Origin of the sequence: Sphingobium ummariense RL-3, assembly GCF_000447205.1 — a bacterium.
In the GTDB taxonomy this organism is placed as follows: domain Bacteria; phylum Pseudomonadota; class Alphaproteobacteria; order Sphingomonadales; family Sphingomonadaceae; genus Sphingobium; species Sphingobium ummariense.
Map to the genome: position 1 here is coordinate 1 of NZ_AUWY01000118.1, position 17184 is coordinate 17184.

Genomic DNA, 17184 nt, shown 5'->3' on the forward strand with positions numbered 1-17184 from the left:
GCCATACCCCGCCGCAGAGCCTGATGTCGCGTCAGGAGCTTCAGGCGAAGCTGCTGCGCGAGGCTGAGGAAGCCCGCATGGCCGCGCTGGAGGAAGCGCGCCGCCGCGAGGATGCCGCGCGCCTGGCGGCCAGCGAGGAAGAGAAGCGCCGCGCCGAGGAGAACCGTCTCGCCGCGGAGGCTGCCGAGGCGGAACCCGCGCGCCAGCCCGAGGAACAGGCCCCGGCCGAAGCACCCGCGCCCGCCGCGGAGGCAGCGCCTGCCGCCGAGGGGCAGGAGAGTCCGGCGTCCACCGCCACCACGACTTCGGCTGCCCCGCCGCCGCGCCGCTTCACCCCGGTCGCGCCGGTGAAGCGTCCCGAGCCGGCCAAGCCCGATCGCGCCAAGCGCGGCGACGACAACCGCCGTCAGGCGGGCAAGCTCACCGTCACCCGGGCGCTTGCGGACGACGACAGCGCCCGCGCCCGCAGCCTCGCCGCGCTCAAGCGCGCTCGCGAGAAGGAGCGGCGCGCCCATTATGCCGGCGGCGCGCAGCAGCGCGAGAAGCAGGTTCGTGACGTCGTGGTGCCCGAGAGCATCACGGTGCAGGAACTCGCCAACCGCATGGCCGAAAAGGGCGCGGATCTGGTGAAGGCGCTGTTCAAGATGGGCACCGCCGTCACGCTCAACCAGCCGATCGACCAGGATACGGCGGAGCTGCTGGTCGAGGAATTCGGCCACCGCATCCAGCGCGTGTCCGAAGCCGACGTCGAAATCGGCATGGAAGGCGAGGTTGATGCGCCCGAGACGCTGAAGCCGCGTCCGCCCGTGGTCACGATCATGGGCCATGTCGACCATGGCAAGACCAGCCTGCTCGACGCGCTGCGCGGCACCAATGTGGTGTCGGGCGAAAGCGGCGGCATCACCCAGCATATCGGCGCCTATCAGATCAAGACCAAGGGCGGCGACCTCATCACCTTCCTCGATACGCCGGGCCATGAGGCGTTCTCGGAAATGCGCGCCCGCGGCGCCAACGTCACCGACATCGTCATCCTGGTGGTGGCGGCCGACGACGGGCTGATGCCGCAGACGATCGAAGCGATCAACCACACCAAGGCGGCCGGCGTGCCGATGATCGTGGCGATCAACAAGGTCGACAAGCCGGAGGCCAATCCCCAGCGCGTGCGCGAGCGCCTGCTGGAGCATGAGATCGTGGTCGAGGACATGGGCGGCGACGTCCAGGACGTGGAGGTTTCCGCGCTCAAGAAAACCGGCCTCGACGATCTGCTCGACAAGATCATGCTCCAGGCCGAGCTGATGGAACTCACCGCCAACCCCGATCGCCCGGCCGAAGGCAATGTGATCGAGGCGCAGCTCGACAAGGGCCGCGGCGCGGTCGCCACGGTGCTGGTGCGCAAGGGCACGCTCAAGGTCGGCGACACCTTCGTCATCGGCGCGGAAAGCGGCAAGGTGCGCGCGCTCATCAATGACAAGGGCCAGAATGTGAAGGCCGCCGGCCCCTCGACCCCGGTCGAGGTGCTGGGCCTGTCGGGCGTGCCGATGGCGGGCGACCAGCTGACCGTCGTGGAGAACGAGGCGCGCGCCCGTGAGGTCGCGGCCTATCGCCAGGAGCAGGCGACCAGGAAGCGGACCACCACGGCCCCGACCAGCTTCGAGCATATGTTCTCGGCGCTGCACAACAGCGTCATCGAATATCCCGTGGTCATCAAGGGCGACGTGCAGGGTTCGGTCGAGGCGATCGTCAGCTCGCTGAATCGCATCTCCACCGACGAGATCAAGGTCCGCATCCTGCACTCGGGCGTCGGCGCGATCACCGAAAGCGACGTGACGCTGGCCGCGGCCAGCCGGGCGCCGCTGATCGGCTTCAACGTCCGTCCCAACGCCAAGGCACGCCAGCTGGCGGAGCGCGACAAGGTTTCGCTGCGCTATTATGACGTGATCTACGACCTGATCGAGGAAGTGCGCAACGAGATGGCGGGTCAGCTCGCCCCCGAACGCATCGAGACGATCGTCGGCCGCGCCGAGGTGCTGCAGGTCTTCCCGGCCGGCAAGAAGGACAAGGCGGCGGGCCTGCTGGTGCTCGACGGCATCATCCGCAAGGGTCTGTCGGCGCGTCTCACCCGCGACGACGTCATCGTGTCCCGTACCCACATCGCCTCGCTCCGCCGGTTCAAGGACGACGTGGCGGAGGTGCGCGCGGGCATGGAATGCGGCGCGGTCCTTCAGGACACGAACGACATCAAGGTCGGCGACACGCTCGAACTGTTCGAGGTCGAGGAACGCGCGCGGACGCTGTAACTATGTTCCCCCCTCCCGCGTGCGGGAGGAGGGGGTAGGGGGTGGGCTCGCCCTCTCCTGAACTGAAAGGCCGGTGGGAAGAGCCCACCCCCGGCCCCTCCCGCGAGCGGGAGGGGAGGAAGCATGTCCAACCAACCCGAAGGCCCCTCCGTCCGCCTCCTCCGCGTCGGCGAACAGGTGCGCCATGTCCTGTCCGACATCCTGATGCGCGGCGACGTTCATGACGACGTGCTGGCGAAGCATGTGGTGAGCGTGACGGAAGTGCGCATGTCGCCGGACCTGCGCCACGCGACCGTTTTCGTGAAACCCCTTCTGGGCCAGGACGAGGAGGCGGTGCTGAAGGCGCTGCGCACCAACACCGCCTATCTCCAGCGCGAGGTCGCGCACCGCATCCGCCTCAAATATGCGGCGAAACTCAAATTCCTGGCGGACGAGAGCTTCGACGAAGGCAGCCACATCGACCGACTGCTCCGCGACCCCAAGGTCGCCCGCGATCTGGAGCAGCCCGACGATTGACTCTCCCATCGGTAAGACGCATCTTTTCTTGAAACGGCGTGGCTGTTGCGGTCGCGCTATCGATTGAGCCGCGAAGAGACCGTCACGGCCTTGCAGGTGCTGCTGGAATTGCCGGATGTGGAGATAGAGGCGCGGTAGGGCGTCGTCTGGGCCGTCGAGCGTTTCGCCTTGAGGAGCGACTTCGCCGATCTCGTTCATTTGGTCGCGTCGGCGCAGGCGGACGCTTTCGTTACGTTCGATCGTGCGTTAGCAGCGCATGCAGGCGAACATGCGCCGGTGCGGGTGGAGACGCTTGTCCTATGAGGAAGCTGCATATTCCGGTGTCCCTGGCGATGGCCTTGGCCTGCTTGCCGTCCGCCTCCGCCAAGGAACCGCCCATCCACCCCGCCGTCATCGCCGACCCGGCGCCGGATGCCGCCAATCCGCCGGGCATGAGCGCCTTTGTCATCCCGGCGCAGGACGGCGCGATGAACGCGGTCATGTACACCGCGGCGGGCGCCGGGCGGCATCCCACGCTCCTCCTGCTGCACGGCTTTCCGGGCAATGAGCAGAATCTGGACCTGGCGCAGGCCGCGCGCCGTGCCGGGTGGAACGTGCTGACCTTGCACTATCGCGGCTCCTGGGGCAGCCCCGGCACCTTCTCCTTCACCCACGCGGCCGAGGATGCGTGGACGGCGCTGCTGTTCCTGGAGGAGCCTTCGACCGCCGCGAAATATCGCATCGACCCCAGCGCCATCGTCGTCGCGGGGCACAGCATGGGCGGCTTCATGGCCGCCGATGCGGCAGCGTCGGAACCGCGCGTCGCGGGCCTGTTTCTGATCGACCCCTGGGATCCCTCGCAGACCGTCGCCTCGCTCGCCACGCCGCAGGGCGAGGCGGGGTGGAAGGCGGAGGTGGCAGGCGATCTGCCACCCCTAAATGGCGCGACCTATGAAAGCCTGACTGAAGAGATCAAGGCCGGCACCGAAAAGTTCGACCTCGGCCGCCGCCTTGCCGGCTATGGCCGCCGCCCGGTGATGATCGTCGGCGCGGAACGGGGGATCGGCGCCATGGCGCGCAAGGTCGCCGCCGACGCGCAGGCGGTCAACCCGGATGCGCGGCTGATGGTCTGGCCGACCGACCACAGCTTTTCCGACAAGCGCATCGCGCTGGCCGACGCGCTGGTGCGTTTCCTGGCGGTCGTGGCGCCGACCATCCGTTAGGCATCCCGATGGCCAAGCTCTATTTCTACTATTCCTCGATGAACGCGGGGAAATCGACCACGCTGCTCCAGTCGAGCTTCAACTATCAGGAGCGCGGCATGGAAACGATGCTGTGGACCGCGGCGGTCGACGATCGCTACGGCCGCGGCCGCGTGGTGTCGCGCATCGGGCTGGAGGCGCGGGCCCATCTGTTCGATCCCGCCGTGGATATGTTCGCGGCTGTCGCTGCCCGGCATCTCGAAACCCCGCTCGCCTGCGTGCTGATCGACGAAGCGCAGTTTCTGACCCAGGCGCAGGTATGGCAACTCGGCCGGGTGTGCGACGACCTCGGCATCCCCGTGCTCTGCTATGGCCTGCGCACGGACTTCCAGGGCGAATTGTTCGAAGGCAGCGCCTATCTGCTGGCCCTCGCCGACACGCTGAGCGAGATCAAGACGGTGTGCGAATGCGGGCGCAAGGCGACGATGAACCTGCGCGTCGATGTCCATGGCCGCGCGGTCCATCAGGGCGCGCAGACACAGATCGGCGGCAATGACAATTATGTCGCGCTTTGCCGCCGCCATTTCGTCGAGCGGATGCGCGGCTGAGCCGTCAGTCCAGCGTCGCGATCCAGCCCGGCAGATCGCCGAGCCGCTCCAACTGCACGAACCGCGCATGGTCGGACGGCGCACGGGCGACCTCATGTGCCCAGGCGCCCTCTTGCGGAATGAACGCGGCCCATGCGCCCGCCTCCAGCGCCGGCAATATGTCCGACCGCATCGAATCGCCCGCCATCACCGCCGCCCGCGCCGCGACATCGTGCCGCGCGAACAGGCTGCGGAAAGTGTCGGCCCTCTTGTCGCTGACGATCTCGATCCCGGAAAACAGGTCGCCCAGCCCCGACGCCGCCAGCTTGCTCTCCTGATGCAGCAGGTCGCCCTTCGTCACCAGCACCAGCGGTGCAATGTCGGCCAGCGCGCGCAGTGTCTCCTCCACACCGTCGAACAGCTCGACCGGATGCGCCAGCAGCGCGCGCCCGGCCGCCAATATCTGCTCGATCATCCCGGCCGAAAGCGCCTGGCCCGCCAGCTCCACCGCCGTCTCGATCATCGAGAGGGTAAAGCCCTTCGCGCCATAGCCGTAGAGCGGCAAGTTTCGCGTCTCGCACGTAATGAGCCGCTCGCGCGTCACATCGGCGTCGGCGAAGGGGCGCAGCATGTCGAGCAGCGCATCCTCAGTCGCGTTGAAATGGCGCATATTGTGCCAGAGCGTGTCGTCGGCATCGAGGCAGATGAGCTGGATCGTCATGCGCGTCCCCTTATCGCGCGTGCGTGCTGCACGACAAGTGGTTGGGCCGGGTGGGGGGGGCTGACAGGGCAGGGCAGTGGGGCTAGGGACCGCCGCCATGCACGGCTGGATCATCCTCGATAAACCCCATGGCCTCGGCTCCACCCAGGCGGTCAGCGCGGTCAAGCGCGCGCTGCGCGTCAGCGGAGCGGGCAAATGGAAGGTCGGCCATGGCGGCACGCTCGATCCGCTGGCGACCGGCGTGCTGCCTGTCGCGGTCGGCGAGGCGACGAAGCTTGCGGGCCGGATGCTCGACAGCGACAAGATCTACGACTTCACGATTGCCTTCGGCACGCAGACCGACACGCTCGACCTGGAGGGGCAGGTGATTGCCACCAGCGACCATCGCCCGACGCTTGCGCAGGTGGAGGCGGTTCTCCCCCGCTTCACCGGCCCGATCGAGCAGGCCCCGCCCGCCTACAGCGCCATCCTGATCGACGGCCAGCGCGCCTATGACCTCGCCCGCGCCGGGCAGGACGTGGATATGAAGACGCGGTCGGTGACGATCCATGCACTCACCTTGAAGTCCTCCCCTGCAAGGGGAGGGGGACCGCCCGCGAAGCGGGTGGTGGAGGGGTGTCACCCTCTCGACGGCGGGACACCCCTCCGTCAGGGCTTCGCCCTGCCACCTCCCCTTCCAGGGGAGGATGTTCATCAGATCACCCTCACCGCCCATGTCTCGAAGGGCACCTATATCCGCTCCCTCGCCCGCGACATCGCGCTGGCGCTCGGCACGGTGGGCCATGTCACCATGCTCCGCCGGATCAAGGCCGGGCCGTTCACCCTGGATTCCGCGATTTCGCTGGACAAACTGGACGAAGCTGCTAGGGGCGGCGCCATCGCGCAGCTCATGCTGCCGTTGACGGCGGGGCTGGACGACATCCCGGCTCTCTCCGTCTCTCCCGATGAAGCGCTGGCTCTCCGACAGGGGAAAGTGCTGGTCGGGAAACCGCACACCGGTCTCCTGCTGGCGATGGAGGGCGATACGCCCGTCGCGCTGGTGGAGTCCAGTGGCCCGGAAATCCGGGTGGTGCGCGGCTTCAATCTCTAGATACGAAAGGAAGCCCGATGTCGATCACTGCGGAGCGCAAGGAAGCGCTTATCAAGGAACATGCCCGTGCCGAGGGCGACACCGGTTCGCCGGAAGTCCAGGTTGCGATCCTCTCGGAGCGCATCGCCAACCTGACCGAGCACTTCAAGGGCCACCACAAGGATAACCACAGCCGTCGCGGCCTGCTGATGCTGGTCAACAAGCGCCGTTCGCTGCTGGACTATCTGAAGAAGAAGGATGAGGGCCGCTACAGCGACCTCATCGCCAAGCTGGGCCTGCGCAAGTAAGCCTGCTACAGAAGGGACGGCCCCCCAGCGGGGCCGTTTCCGATTCCGGAAGAGGCGCAATCCGGCGACCTGTTCCGTTCAAGGGGCCAGACGATGCCCCAAAACCGCTGCGGGCCGGTTTAGTCCGCAAGACAGGCCCCGCCCGGCAATAGGGCCGCGCGGGCGAAGGAAAAAACCAATGTTCGATGTAAAGAAAGTTTCGATCGAGCTGGGCGGCAAGACCCTCACGCTCGAGACCGGCCGTATTGCGCGTCAGGCCGACGCCGCCGTGCTGGCGACCTATGGCGAGACGGTGGTGCTGTGCGCCGTGACCGCCGCCAAGTCGGTGAAGGACGGGCAGGACTTCTTCCCGCTCACCGTCCACTATCAGGAAAAATATTCGGCCGCGGGGCGCATCCCCGGCGGCTTCTTCAAGCGTGAGCGCGGTGCGACGGAAAAGGAGACGCTGGTCTCCCGCCTGATCGACCGTCCGGTCCGCCCCCTCTTCCCCGAGGGTTTCTACAACGAAATCAATGTCATCGCCCAGGTGCTGAGCTTCGATGGCGACAGCGAGCCCGACATCGTGGCGATGATCGCCGCTTCGGCCGCGCTGACCCTGTCGGGCGTGCCGTTCCTCGGCCCGATCGGCGCCGCGCGCGTCGGCTACAAGGATGGCGAATATCAGCTCAACCCCTCGCTCGACGAAGTGAAGGAAGGCGAGCTCGACCTGGTCGTCGCCGCCACCCATGACGCGGTGATGATGGTCGAATCCGAAGCGAAGGAGCTGTCGGAAGAGGTCATGCTCGGCGCAGTGCTGTTCGCCCATGAAGCAAGCCGGAAGGTCGTCGACGCGATCATCCAGCTCGCGGAGAAGGCCGCCAAGGAGCCTTGGGAAATGGCCGCGCAGGACGATCTGGGCGCGCTGAAGGCGAAGCTCAAGGGCCTGATCGGTGCCGACATCGCCGCCGCATACAAGCTGACCGACAAGTCGGCCCGCTCCAGCGCCCTCAACGCCGCGCGCGACAAGGCGAAGGCGATGTTCGCGCAGGACGGCCTGGACGCCCAGACCGTGATGGCCGGCATCAAGCTGACCAAGAAGCTGGAGGCGGAGATCGTCCGCACGGCGATCCTCAAGGACGGCCAGCGCATCGACGGCCGCACCACCACCCAGATCCGTCCGATCGAGGCGATGGTCGGCTTCCTGCCCCGTACCCATGGTTCGGCGCTGTTCACCCGGGGCGAGACGCAGGCGATCTGCACCACCACGCTCGACACCAAGGACGCCGAGCAGATGATCGACGGCCTGACGGGCGTTCATTATGAAAGCTTCATGCTGCACTATAACTTCCCGCCCTATTCGGTCGGCGAAGTGGGCCGCTTCGGCGCGCCGGGCCGTCGCGAAGTCGGCCATGGCAAGCTCGCCTGGCGCGCGCTGCACCCCGTGCTGCCCAGCAAGGAAGATTTCCCCTACACCATCCGCGTCCTCTCCGACATCACCGAGTCCAACGGCTCGTCGTCGATGGCGACGGTCTGCGGCGGTTCGCTCTCGATGATGGACGCCGGCGTTCCGCTGAAGCGTCCGGTGTCGGGCATCGCCATGGGCCTGATCCTGGAAGGCAAGGATTTCGCTGTCATCAGCGACATTCTGGGCGACGAGGATCACCTGGGCGACATGGACTTCAAGGTGGCGGGCACGGAAGCGGGCATCACCACCATGCAGATGGACATCAAGGTCGCCGGCATCACGCAGGAAATCTTCGAAGTCGCGCTGCGTCAGGCAAAGGAAGGCCGCGCCCACATTCTCGGTGAGATGAGCAAGGCCCTGTCCTCGACCCGCACCGAGCTGTCGGCCCATGCCCCGCGCATCGAGACGATCCAGATCGACAAGGCGAAGATCCGCGACGTCATCGGCACCGGCGGCAAGGTCATCCGCGAGATCGTCGCGGAAACCGGCGCGAAGGTTGACATCGACGACGAGGGCATCATCAAGATCAGCTCGTCCGACATGTCGCAGATCGAAGCCGCCAAGAAGTGGATCCTCGGCATCGTCGAGGAAGCGGAAGTCGGCAAGATCTACACCGGCAAGGTCGTCAACATCGTCGATTTCGGCGCCTTCGTGAACTTCATGGGCGGCAAGGACGGCCTCGTCCACGTCTCCGAGATGCGCAACGAGCGTGTCGAGAAGCCGACCGACGTCGTGTCGGAAGGTCAGGAAGTGAAGGTCAAGGTGCTCGAGATCGACCCGCGCGGCAAGGTTCGCCTGTCGATGCGCGTCGTCGATCAGGAAACCGGCGAGGAGCTGGAGGACACCCGTCCCGCCCGTGAACCGCGGGAACCGCGCGGCGATCGTGGTGACCGGGGCCGTGGCCCGCGTCGCGACGGCGGCGATCGGGGCGGACGCGGTGGCGACCGGGGCGGCGATCGCGGCCCGCGTCGGGATCGCGGTCCCCGCAACGAAGGTGGCAAGGGCGATGATGACGGCTCCAATGCGGGCCTGCCGGACTTCCTGACCCAGGACTGATCCGCCGCATCATCAACGAATCTGCCTGAATGAGGGGTGCCCGGAACGACGGGCACCCCTTTTTGCTGTCATTCGCCGTCAGACTGATCCAGATCAGTGGCGTCCCCGCAAAGTTTTGTTACTGTAACGACAGATTATCAGGGGGCGCTATGCAGCGCAGGAACGAGCGTTTTGTAGAGCGGCTGCCGTTGGTGCTGCCCCACCCGCTATACGCTTATCTTCTGTCCGGCTTGTTATGCCTGGTCGGGCTCGGCATCCGTCTCGTCACCGCGGATATGGTGCCGTCGGGCTTTCCATTCCTGACCTTTTTCCCAGCCGTCATCCTTTCTTCCTTCCTGTTCGGTGTGCGGCCGGGCATTTTCGCCGCGATCTTGGGCGGCCTCATGTCCTGGTATTTCTTCATCCCCGGCGGTCACAGCTTTTCCCTGAACCCTGCCGTGGCGATGGTCTTGCTCTTCTATTCGGGCGTGGTTGCCGTCGACATCACGCTCATCCACTTCATGCAGAACGCAAATTTCAACCTGGCGGTGGAACGGGAGCGCAACCGTGTGCTCGCCGAAAATCGCGAGTTGCTGTTCCACGAGTTGCAGCATCGCATTTCCAACAACCTGCAGGTGGTGGCCGCCATGCTCTCGCTCCAGCGGCGCCAGGTCGACCATGACGCTGCCCGCAGGGCGCTGGATGATGCCTCGGCCCGTCTCGCCCTGGTGGGGAAGATCAGCCGCGAACTCTATGATCCTTCGGGGGGAGGGCGGGACATGCAGGCATTCCTGTCCACGCTCGTGGCCGACGTGATCGAGGCGAGCGGCCGGCGCGACATCGTCGTCGCGGTATCCGTGCCGGGGGAGGTACGGGTGGAAACCCATGTCGCCGTGCCATTGGCCCTGATCGTGGCGGAAGCCGTCGCCAATACGATCGAGCATGGCCTGCCCGACCGTGCCGGCCAGATCCTCATTTCGATGGAAGAGGAGGGGGGGCGGCAGGTGCTTCGCGTGGTCGACGACGGCAGGGGCCTTCAACCCGGCTTCCGGATCGACGGCCAGTCCCTTGGCCTGCGCATCGCCAGCGCGCTGGCGACGCAGCTGGGCGGCAGCTTCGCGCTGGAAGCCGCACCGGGCGGCGGCGCCTGCGCCCGGCTGGACCTGCCGGCCCCGCCTCGTTGACGCGCGGGGAGCGGTGGCCCCCATTCTGCCGCTTGGCGCGGGGCATCGGCTTCGCTATGACCCGGCCATGCTGACGAAAAACCTGACGCGCATCGGCGCGGCCACCGCACCGCTCCTGCTTGCTGGCCTGCTTGCCGGCTGCGCGACGTCGAAGAACAAGGCCGACACCCAATATGTCGCCCGCGATGTCTCCACCCTCTACAATGCGGGCAAATACCGGCTCGACCGCGGCCAGTACAAGCTTGCAGCCGCCCTGTTCGACGAGGTCGAGCGCCAGCACCCCTATTCGCCCTGGGCCCGCCGGGCGCAGCTCATGTCCGCGTTCAGCTACTATATGAACCGCGACTATCCCGAATCGATCTCGGCCGCGCAGCGCTTCCTGTCGATCCATACCGGCAACAAGGACGCGCCCTACGCCTATTATCTGATCGCGCTCTGCTATTATGAGCAGATCGCCGACGTCACCCGCGACCAGAAGATCACGCAGCAGGCGCTCGATGCGTTGGGCGAACTGATCCGCCGCTATCCCGACACCCGCTACGCCGCCGACGCGCGGCTGAAGGTCGACCTGGTCAACGATCACCTTGCCGGCAAGGAGATGGAGATCGGCCGCTTCTACCAGCGGCGCGGCCAGTGGCTCGCTGCCACGCTGCGCTTCCGCACGGTGATCGACAAGTACCAGACCACCACCCACACGCCCGAGGCGCTGGAGCGGCTGGTCGAATCCTATCTCTCGCTCGGCATTCCGGCCGAGGCGCAGAAGGCCGCCGCCGTCCTCGGCCGCAACTATCCCGGCTCGGAATGGTATGAGCGCAGCTACAAGCTGATGGAGCGGCATGGCGGGAAGGCATAAATCCGGGAGGTAAATCCCATGTCCGTTCGCCCTGAGTTTGTCGAAGGGCTCCACTTCTCTTTAAGAAGTCCCGGAACGGTTTTGAGATTGGACCGAGTGGAATGCTGACCAGTCTCTCCATCCGCAATGTCGTGCTGATCGAGGCGCTGGACCTGGAATTCGGTGCGGGCCTTTCCGTGCTCACGGGTGAGACGGGGGCGGGCAAGTCGATCCTGCTCGACTCGCTCGGGCTGGCGCTCGGCGCCCGGGCGGACAGCGGGCTCGTGCGAGCCGGGGAGGCGCAGGCGAGCGTCGCGGCGACCTTCGATCCGCCCGCGCATGATCATCGCGCCTGGGCGCTGCTGGCGGAAAACGGCATCGAACCGGAGCCGGGCGAGTCGCTTCTCATCCGCCGCACGCTGAAGGCCGACGGCGGCAGCCGCGCCTTCGTCAACGACCAGGCCTGCTCCGCCGCCCTGCTGCGGGAGCTGGGTGGCGCACTGGTGGAGATTCACGGCCAGCATGACGATCGCGGCCTGCTCAACCCGCGCGGCCACCGGGCGCTGCTCGACGCCTATGGCCGCAGCGACCTCGCCGCCGTGACGCAGGCGCATGCCGCCTGGCGCGACGCCGTAGATCGGCTGGCGCAGGCCCGCGCAACGCTGGATAACGCCACGCGCGATCGCGACTATCTGGCCCATGCGGTCGAGGAGCTGTCCCGCTTCGCCCCGGAGCCGGGGGAGGAGGCGACGCTAGCCGACGAACGCGCCGCGATGCAGAAGGGCGCGCGTCTGTCCGACGACCTGTCGGCGGTCGCGGAATGCCTCACCGGATCGGACGGCGGCCTCGCCCAGTTGCGGCAGGCGGCACGGCGGCTCGACCGGATCGCGGGCGAGCATCCTGCGCTGGCCGAGGTTCTGGCCTCGCTCGACCGCGCGGTGATCGAAGCGGGGGAGGCGGAGGACCGGCTGGCCGAGGCGGCTGAGGCGCTCAGCTTCGACCCGGCCCGCCTCGATACGATCGAAACCCGCCTGTTCGACCTGCGCGGCCTCGCCCGCAAGCATCAGGTCCAGCCCGACGATCTTGCCGCGCTGGCGCAGGACATGGCGGCCCGGCTCGCCGCGATCGAGGGCGGAGAGGAGCATGTCGCCGCACTGGAGGCGGAGGTGGTGAACAAGGCTGCTGTCTATCGTTCCGCCGCGCAGGCGCTGTCGGCCGAACGACAGATGGCTGCTGGCCGGCTCGACGCGGCGGTCGCGGCCGAACTGGCGCCGCTCAAGCTCGATGCCGCGCGCTTCCGCACCGTCGTCGCGCCGCTCGACGAGGGGCAATGGGGCCCGCAGGGCATGGACCGGGTGGAGTTCGAGATTTCCACCAACCCCGGCGCGCCCTTCGCGCCGCTGGTCAAGATCGCCTCGGGCGGCGAGCTGTCGCGCTTCATCCTGGCGCTGAAGGTCGCGCTGGCGGAGCAGGGCGGGGCGGACACGCTGATCTTCGACGAGATCGACCGGGGCGTGGGCGGCGCGGTCGCCTCCGCCATCGGCGAACGGCTGGCGCGGCTTGCCCGGACTAACCAGATCCTCGTCGTCACCCACAGCCCCCAGGTCGCCGCGCGCGGCGCCGGCCATATGCTCATCGCGAAATCCAGTGACGGTACCGTGACCCGCACCGGCGTCCACGCGCTGGACGAGGCCGAACGGCGCGAGGAGATCGCGAGAATGCTCTCCGGCGCGGAAATCACGGCGGAAGCACGTGCGCAGGCCGAGCGGTTGCTGGAACGGGTGTGACCCTCTTCCCGTTCGCCCTGAGCTTGTCGAAGGGCCTTTCTTTCTTCAAGAAAAATGCAGGACTTCAAGCGCAGCCCGAACGGAGTAGAGGATGCAAAGTCGCCGCGAACTGATAGCGATTGGCTCCGGGATGCTCGCCGCCAGCGTGCTCCCCGCCGCAGCGCAGGAAACCAAGCCCCGCTACGGCCTGATCGGCCAGATGCTCGCCCAGCCTGGCAAGCGCGAAGACCTGGTCGCCATTCTCACGGAATCGACGCAGGCCATGCCCGGCTGCCTGTCCTATGTCGTGGCGCTCGACACCGCGAACCCGGACGCGATCTGGATCACCGAAGTCTGGGACAGCCGCGAAAGCCATGCCGCCTCGCTCAAGCTCCCCACCGTCCGTGCCGCCATCGCGAAAGCCCGCCCGATCATCGCGGGCTTCCCGCAGCATTTCGAAACGGTGCCGGTTGCGGGGGTGTGATGGTCACGATGCTTGCGATCTGGGGCATGGCTTTCGCGGGCGTCTTCTGCCTCGCCCGCGCCGCCGTCGATTTTCGGGAAAAGCGGTACGTGCTATGCGCTCTCGGCCTAATCAGCGGTGGCATTATCCTGCTCACGCCTATTCCTACGCACGCCGTGAAGATTGACCTCCCAACCGCATCGAACCGATAGGCCTCACTCCACCGTGCTCCTGCGAAAGCAGGAGCCCATGGTTGACGGGAGTGACCCCGAACCCTGGGCTCATGCTTTCGCAGGAGCACGACTGGGGCTATGCACCGCTGATATGACCGACCCCGCCACCCTCACCGAAGCCGATGCCGCCAACCGCCTGATGCGCCTCGCGAAGGAGATCGCGCGGCACAATCGCCTCTACCACGATCAGGACGCGCCGGAGATCACCGACGCCGCCTATGACGCGCTGATCCGCGAGAACAACGCGCTGGAGGCGGCCTATCCGCACCTCGTCCGCGCCGATTCCCCCAATCGGCAGGTCGGCGCCGCGCCCACCTCCGCGCTGAAGAAGGTCGTCCACGCCGTCCGAATGATGAGCCTCGACAACGGCTTCGCCGATGAGGACATCGCCGAGTTCCTCGCCCGCGTGCGCCGCTTCCTCGCGCTGCCGGAGGATGCGCCGGTCGCGCTGACGGCCGAACCGAAGATCGACGGCCTGTCCTGCTCGCTGCGCTACGAGCAGGGCGAACTGGTGCTGGCCGCGACGCGCGGCGACGGCACCACCGGCGAAGACGTCACCCCCAACGCCCGCACCATCGCCGATATTCCGCAGACGCTCGCAGGCGCGGATGTCCCCGACCTCTTCGAAATCCGCGGCGAGGTCTATATGGCCAAGGCCGATTTCGTTGCCTTGAACGAGCGCCTGCTCGCCGAGGCAGAAGACCCCGAAAAGGCCCGCCAGTTCGCCAACCCACGCAACGCCGCCGCCGGCTCGCTGCGCCAGAAGGACGCCGCCGTCACCGCCAGCCGCCCGCTGCGCTTCCTCGCCCATGGCTGGGGCGAGCATAGCGCGCTCCCCGCCGACACGCAACTCGGCGTGATGCAGGCGATCGCGGGCTGGGGCCTCCCCGTCTCCGACCTGCTCACCTGCGTCGACACGCTCGACGCCGTGCTCGCCCATTATCGCGCGATCGAGGCGGCGCGCGCCGACCTGCCCTTCGACATCGACGGCGTGGTCTACAAGGTCGACCGGCTCGACTGGCAGCAGCGGCTGGGCTTCGTGGCGAAGGCGCCCCGCTGGGCCATCGCCCACAAATTCCCCGCCGAACGGGCGCAGACCACGCTCGAAGCCATCGACATCCAGGTCGGCCGCACCGGCAAGCTGACCCCCGTCGGCCGTCTCACCCCCGTCACCGTGGGCGGCGTCACCGTCTCCAACGTCACCCTGCACAATGCCGACGAGATCGCGCGGCTGGGCGTGCGCCCGGGCGACCGCATCGTCGTCCAGCGCGCGGGCGACGTCATCCCGCAGGTGGTGGAGAACCTGACGAGGGAAGAGGACCGCCCGCCCTTCGTCTATCCCGACCATTGCCCCGTCTGCGGCTCGGAAGCCGTGCGCGAGGAGGGGGAGGTCGACATCCGCTGCACCGGCGGCCTCATCTGTCCGGCCCAGCGTTTCGAGCGCCTCCGCCATTTCGTCAGCCGCGCGGCGCTCGACATAGAGGGCCTCGGCGAAAAGACGATCCAGGAGTTTCTCGACCTCGGCTGGATCAGGGAGCCCGCCGACATCTTCCGCCTGAAGGCGCATCGGCAGGAACTGCTGGCGCGCGAGGGCTGGAAGGAAACCTCGGTCAGCAATCTCCTCGCCGCGATCGAGGCGAAGCGGCAGCCGGACGCCGCGCGCCTGCTCTTCGGCCTCGGCATCCGCCATGTCGGCGCGGTGACGGCGCGCGACCTGCTCCGCCGCTACACCACGCTGCCGGCGATCCGCGCGCTGGCGGAGGAGATCATCGCCCTGCGCGACCAGCCTCATGAAACCCAGGCGAAGCTGGACAAGGCGATCGCCGAGCATATCGGTGTGGAGAATGTCGGCGCCGCGGTCGGCCATGCGCTCGCCGATTTCTTCCACGAACCGCATAATCAGGAGCTGTGGGACGACCTGCTCTCCGAAGTGTCACCGCCCGACTATGTGGTGGAAACCACCGCCAGCGCCGTCACCGGCAAGACCGTCGTCTTCACCGGCAAGCTGGAAACGATGAGCCGCGACGAGGCGAAGGCGCAGGCCGAGCGCCTCGGCGCCAAGGCGGCGGGATCGGTCAGCGCCAAGACCGACCTGGTCGTCGCCGGCCCCGGCGCGGGCTCCAAGCTCAAGCAGGCGGCCGCGCTCGGCATAGAGGTGATCGACGAGGCGGCCTGGGCGGAGATCGTCAGGGCGGCGGGATAGTTTCGGAGCCTAGGTCAAACCGCTCAGCACCAGCCCCGCCGCCGCGCTCAACCCCAGCACCGTCATCACCCCGCGCTTCGCCACGAACACGAGCAGCGCCGCCCCGGCCGCGATCAGCGCGATCCGCCAGTCGATGCTCGCCCAGTCCGGCACCTGCAACCGCGCCGGCCCGGCGGCGACCGCTTCCACCCGCGCGAACAGCACATGCAGCGCGAACCACAGCGTCAGGTTGGCGATCACGCCCACGATCGCCGCCGTCAGCGCCGCCAGCGCGCCCTGCAGCCTGGGCGCCCGCTCCAGCCGCTCCATCCATGGCGCGACGCTGAAGATCCACAGGAAGCAGGGCGCGAAGGTCACCCAGGTCGTCAGCATCGCCCCCAATATCCCCGCGACCAGCGGCGAAAAGGGCGCGGGCGCGCGGAACGCGCCCAGGAAGCCGACGAACTGCGTCACCATGATCAGCGGCCCCGGCGTCGTCTCCGCCAGGCCCAGCCCGTCTGTCATCTCCCGCGGGGAAAGCCAGTGCATCGATTGCACCGCCTCCTGCGCCATCCAGGCGAGCACCGCATAGGCCCCGCCGAAGGTGACGACCGCCAGTTGCGAGAAGAAGGCGCCGATCTTCCACAGCACATGGTCCGGCCCCAGCGTCAGCAGGATGACCGCCATCGGCGCGGCCCAGATCGCAAGCCACAGCGCGACCGATCGCAGCGTGCGCCCCCAGGGCAGCGGCCCGGCCGGTGCCTCGCCATGCCCGCCATGCGCCTTCAGCCAGGCCGGCCGCCATCGCGCCGCAAGAAAGCCGATCGCCGCCGCTCCCAGCACGACCGCGGGGAAGGGCAGGTTCAGGAGGAACAGGGCGAGGAAAGCCGCCACCGCCAGCCCCATCTTGAACCGCGTGTCGAGCGCCCGCCGCCCGATCCGGATCAGCGCCTGGACGACGATCGCCAGCACCGCCGCCTTGATCCCCAGGAACAGGGCGGCGACCGGCCCCAGCCGGGCGGCATAGGCATAGAGGATCGACAGCCCCAGCATCACCGCCGCGCCGGGCAGCACGAACAGCAGGCCTGCAGCCAGCCCGCCCTTCGTCCCATGCAGCCGCCACCCTATCCAGGTCGCAAGCTGCTGTGCCTCCGGGCCCGGCAGCAGGTGGCAGACGTTCAGCGCGCGCAGGAACGGGCCTTCGGCGATCCAGCCCCGCTCGTCCACCAGTTCGCGGTGCATCAGCGCGATCTGGCCGGCGGGACCGCCAAAGCTGATGAGGCCGATGCGCCCGAAGACGCGGATGAGGTCGGAAAAGCCGGGTTGCTGCACGGTCGTCCCCTCGGAGGGGCGCACGCACCCTTCC

General features: G+C 67.5%; 14 protein-coding genes. 12 read left to right on the forward strand and 2 right to left on the reverse strand.

What is annotated here, in order from left to right; genetic code table 11:
• The 4 genes from infB to M529_RS42125 all read left to right on the forward strand — a co-directional run.
• On the forward strand, positions 1-2297 hold a 2297-nt coding region (gene infB / locus M529_RS42110; RefSeq protein WP_021319237.1), incomplete at its 5' end, for a translation initiation factor IF-2.
• Between the two features lie 123 nt (positions 2298-2420).
• Positions 2421-2813: a 30S ribosome-binding factor RbfA gene (gene rbfA / locus M529_RS42115; RefSeq protein WP_021319238.1), complete on the forward strand. Its 393-nt coding sequence runs from the start codon at positions 2421-2423 to the stop codon at positions 2811-2813.
• 299 nt (positions 2814-3112) lie between these two features.
• Positions 3113-4015 (forward strand): alpha/beta hydrolase family protein, encoded by a 903-nt coding sequence (locus M529_RS42120; RefSeq protein ID WP_021319240.1) that lies wholly within the window; start codon positions 3113-3115, stop codon positions 4013-4015.
• Positions 4016-4023: 8 nt separating this feature from the next.
• The gene (locus M529_RS42125; protein ID WP_021319241.1) at positions 4024-4602 is read left to right on the forward strand and encodes a thymidine kinase; all 579 of its coding nucleotides are present in this window, start codon (positions 4024-4026) and stop codon (positions 4600-4602) included.
• 4 nt (positions 4603-4606) lie between these two features.
• Here M529_RS42125 and M529_RS42130 read toward each other — a convergent pair whose 3' ends face one another.
• Positions 4607-5302 carry an HAD family hydrolase gene (locus M529_RS42130; RefSeq protein ID WP_021319242.1) on the reverse strand — a complete coding sequence of 232 codons (696 nt, stop codon included), beginning with the start codon at positions 5300-5302 and terminating at the stop codon, positions 4607-4609.
• Positions 5303-5399: 97 nt separating this feature from the next.
• Between M529_RS42130 and truB the strand changes: the two genes are divergently transcribed.
• The 8 genes from truB to ligA all read left to right on the forward strand — a co-directional run bounded on the left by truB (position 5400) and on the right by ligA (position 15839).
• Positions 5400-6392, forward strand: coding sequence for a tRNA pseudouridine(55) synthase TruB (gene truB / locus M529_RS42135; RefSeq protein WP_021319243.1), 993 nt, complete (start codon positions 5400-5402; stop codon positions 6390-6392).
• Positions 6393-6409: 17 nt separating this feature from the next.
• A complete protein-coding gene (gene rpsO, locus M529_RS42140; RefSeq protein ID WP_021319244.1) occupies positions 6410-6679 on the forward strand; it encodes a 30S ribosomal protein S15 in 270 nt (89 codons plus the stop codon).
• Positions 6680-6857: 178 nt separating this feature from the next.
• The gene (gene pnp / locus M529_RS42145; RefSeq protein ID WP_021319245.1) at positions 6858-9179 is read left to right on the forward strand and encodes a polyribonucleotide nucleotidyltransferase; all 2322 of its coding nucleotides are present in this window, start codon (positions 6858-6860) and stop codon (positions 9177-9179) included.
• 149 nt (positions 9180-9328) lie between these two features.
• Positions 9329-10342, forward strand: a complete 1014-nt coding sequence (locus tag M529_RS42150; RefSeq protein WP_031295298.1) for a sensor histidine kinase — start codon at positions 9329-9331, stop codon at positions 10340-10342.
• A gap of 67 nt (positions 10343-10409) precedes the next feature.
• Positions 10410-11195 carry an outer membrane protein assembly factor BamD gene (locus tag M529_RS42155; RefSeq protein WP_031295300.1) on the forward strand — a complete coding sequence of 262 codons (786 nt, stop codon included), beginning with the start codon at positions 10410-10412 and terminating at the stop codon, positions 11193-11195.
• 101 nt (positions 11196-11296) lie between these two features.
• Positions 11297-12961 (forward strand): DNA repair protein RecN, encoded by a 1665-nt coding sequence (recN, locus tag M529_RS42160; RefSeq protein ID WP_021319248.1) that lies wholly within the window; start codon positions 11297-11299, stop codon positions 12959-12961.
• Positions 12962-13052: 91 nt separating this feature from the next.
• Positions 13053-13424, forward strand: a complete 372-nt coding sequence (locus tag M529_RS42165) for a putative quinol monooxygenase (protein WP_021319249.1) — start codon at positions 13053-13055, stop codon at positions 13422-13424.
• 303 nt (positions 13425-13727) lie between these two features.
• The gene (gene ligA, locus M529_RS42175) at positions 13728-15839 is read left to right on the forward strand and encodes an NAD-dependent DNA ligase LigA (protein ID WP_021319251.1); all 2112 of its coding nucleotides are present in this window, start codon (positions 13728-13730) and stop codon (positions 15837-15839) included.
• A 9-nt stretch (positions 15840-15848) separates the two neighbouring features.
• Here ligA and chrA read toward each other — a convergent pair whose 3' ends face one another.
• Positions 15849-17174: a chromate efflux transporter gene (gene chrA, locus M529_RS42180; protein WP_021319252.1), complete on the reverse strand. Its 1326-nt coding sequence runs from the start codon at positions 17172-17174 to the stop codon at positions 15849-15851.
• Positions 17175-17184: the final 10 nt, after the last annotated feature.

Excerpts from the sequence above, each read along its gene's own strand:
- rbfA (WP_021319238.1), top strand. The coding sequence starts at position 2,421 with ATGTCCAACCAACCCGAAGGCCCCTCCGTCCGCCTCCTCCGCGTCGGC.
- M529_RS42120 (WP_021319240.1), top strand. The coding sequence starts at position 3,113 with ATGAGGAAGCTGCATATTCCGGTGTCCCTGGCGATGGCCTTGGCCTGC.
- M529_RS42125 (WP_021319241.1), top strand. The coding sequence starts at position 4,024 with ATGGCCAAGCTCTATTTCTACTATTCCTCGATGAACGCGGGGAAATCG.
- M529_RS42130 (WP_021319242.1), bottom strand. The coding sequence starts at position 5,302 with ATGACGATCCAGCTCATCTGCCTCGATGCCGACGACACGCTCTGGCAC.
- truB (WP_021319243.1), top strand. The coding sequence starts at position 5,400 with ATGCACGGCTGGATCATCCTCGATAAACCCCATGGCCTCGGCTCCACC.
- rpsO (WP_021319244.1), top strand. The coding sequence starts at position 6,410 with ATGTCGATCACTGCGGAGCGCAAGGAAGCGCTTATCAAGGAACATGCC.
- pnp (WP_021319245.1), top strand. The coding sequence starts at position 6,858 with ATGTTCGATGTAAAGAAAGTTTCGATCGAGCTGGGCGGCAAGACCCTC.
- M529_RS42150 (WP_031295298.1), top strand. The coding sequence starts at position 9,329 with ATGCAGCGCAGGAACGAGCGTTTTGTAGAGCGGCTGCCGTTGGTGCTG.
- M529_RS42155 (WP_031295300.1), top strand. The coding sequence starts at position 10,410 with ATGCTGACGAAAAACCTGACGCGCATCGGCGCGGCCACCGCACCGCTC.
- recN (WP_021319248.1), top strand. The coding sequence starts at position 11,297 with ATGCTGACCAGTCTCTCCATCCGCAATGTCGTGCTGATCGAGGCGCTG.
- M529_RS42165 (WP_021319249.1), top strand. The coding sequence starts at position 13,053 with ATGCAAAGTCGCCGCGAACTGATAGCGATTGGCTCCGGGATGCTCGCC.
- ligA (WP_021319251.1), top strand. The coding sequence starts at position 13,728 with ATGACCGACCCCGCCACCCTCACCGAAGCCGATGCCGCCAACCGCCTG.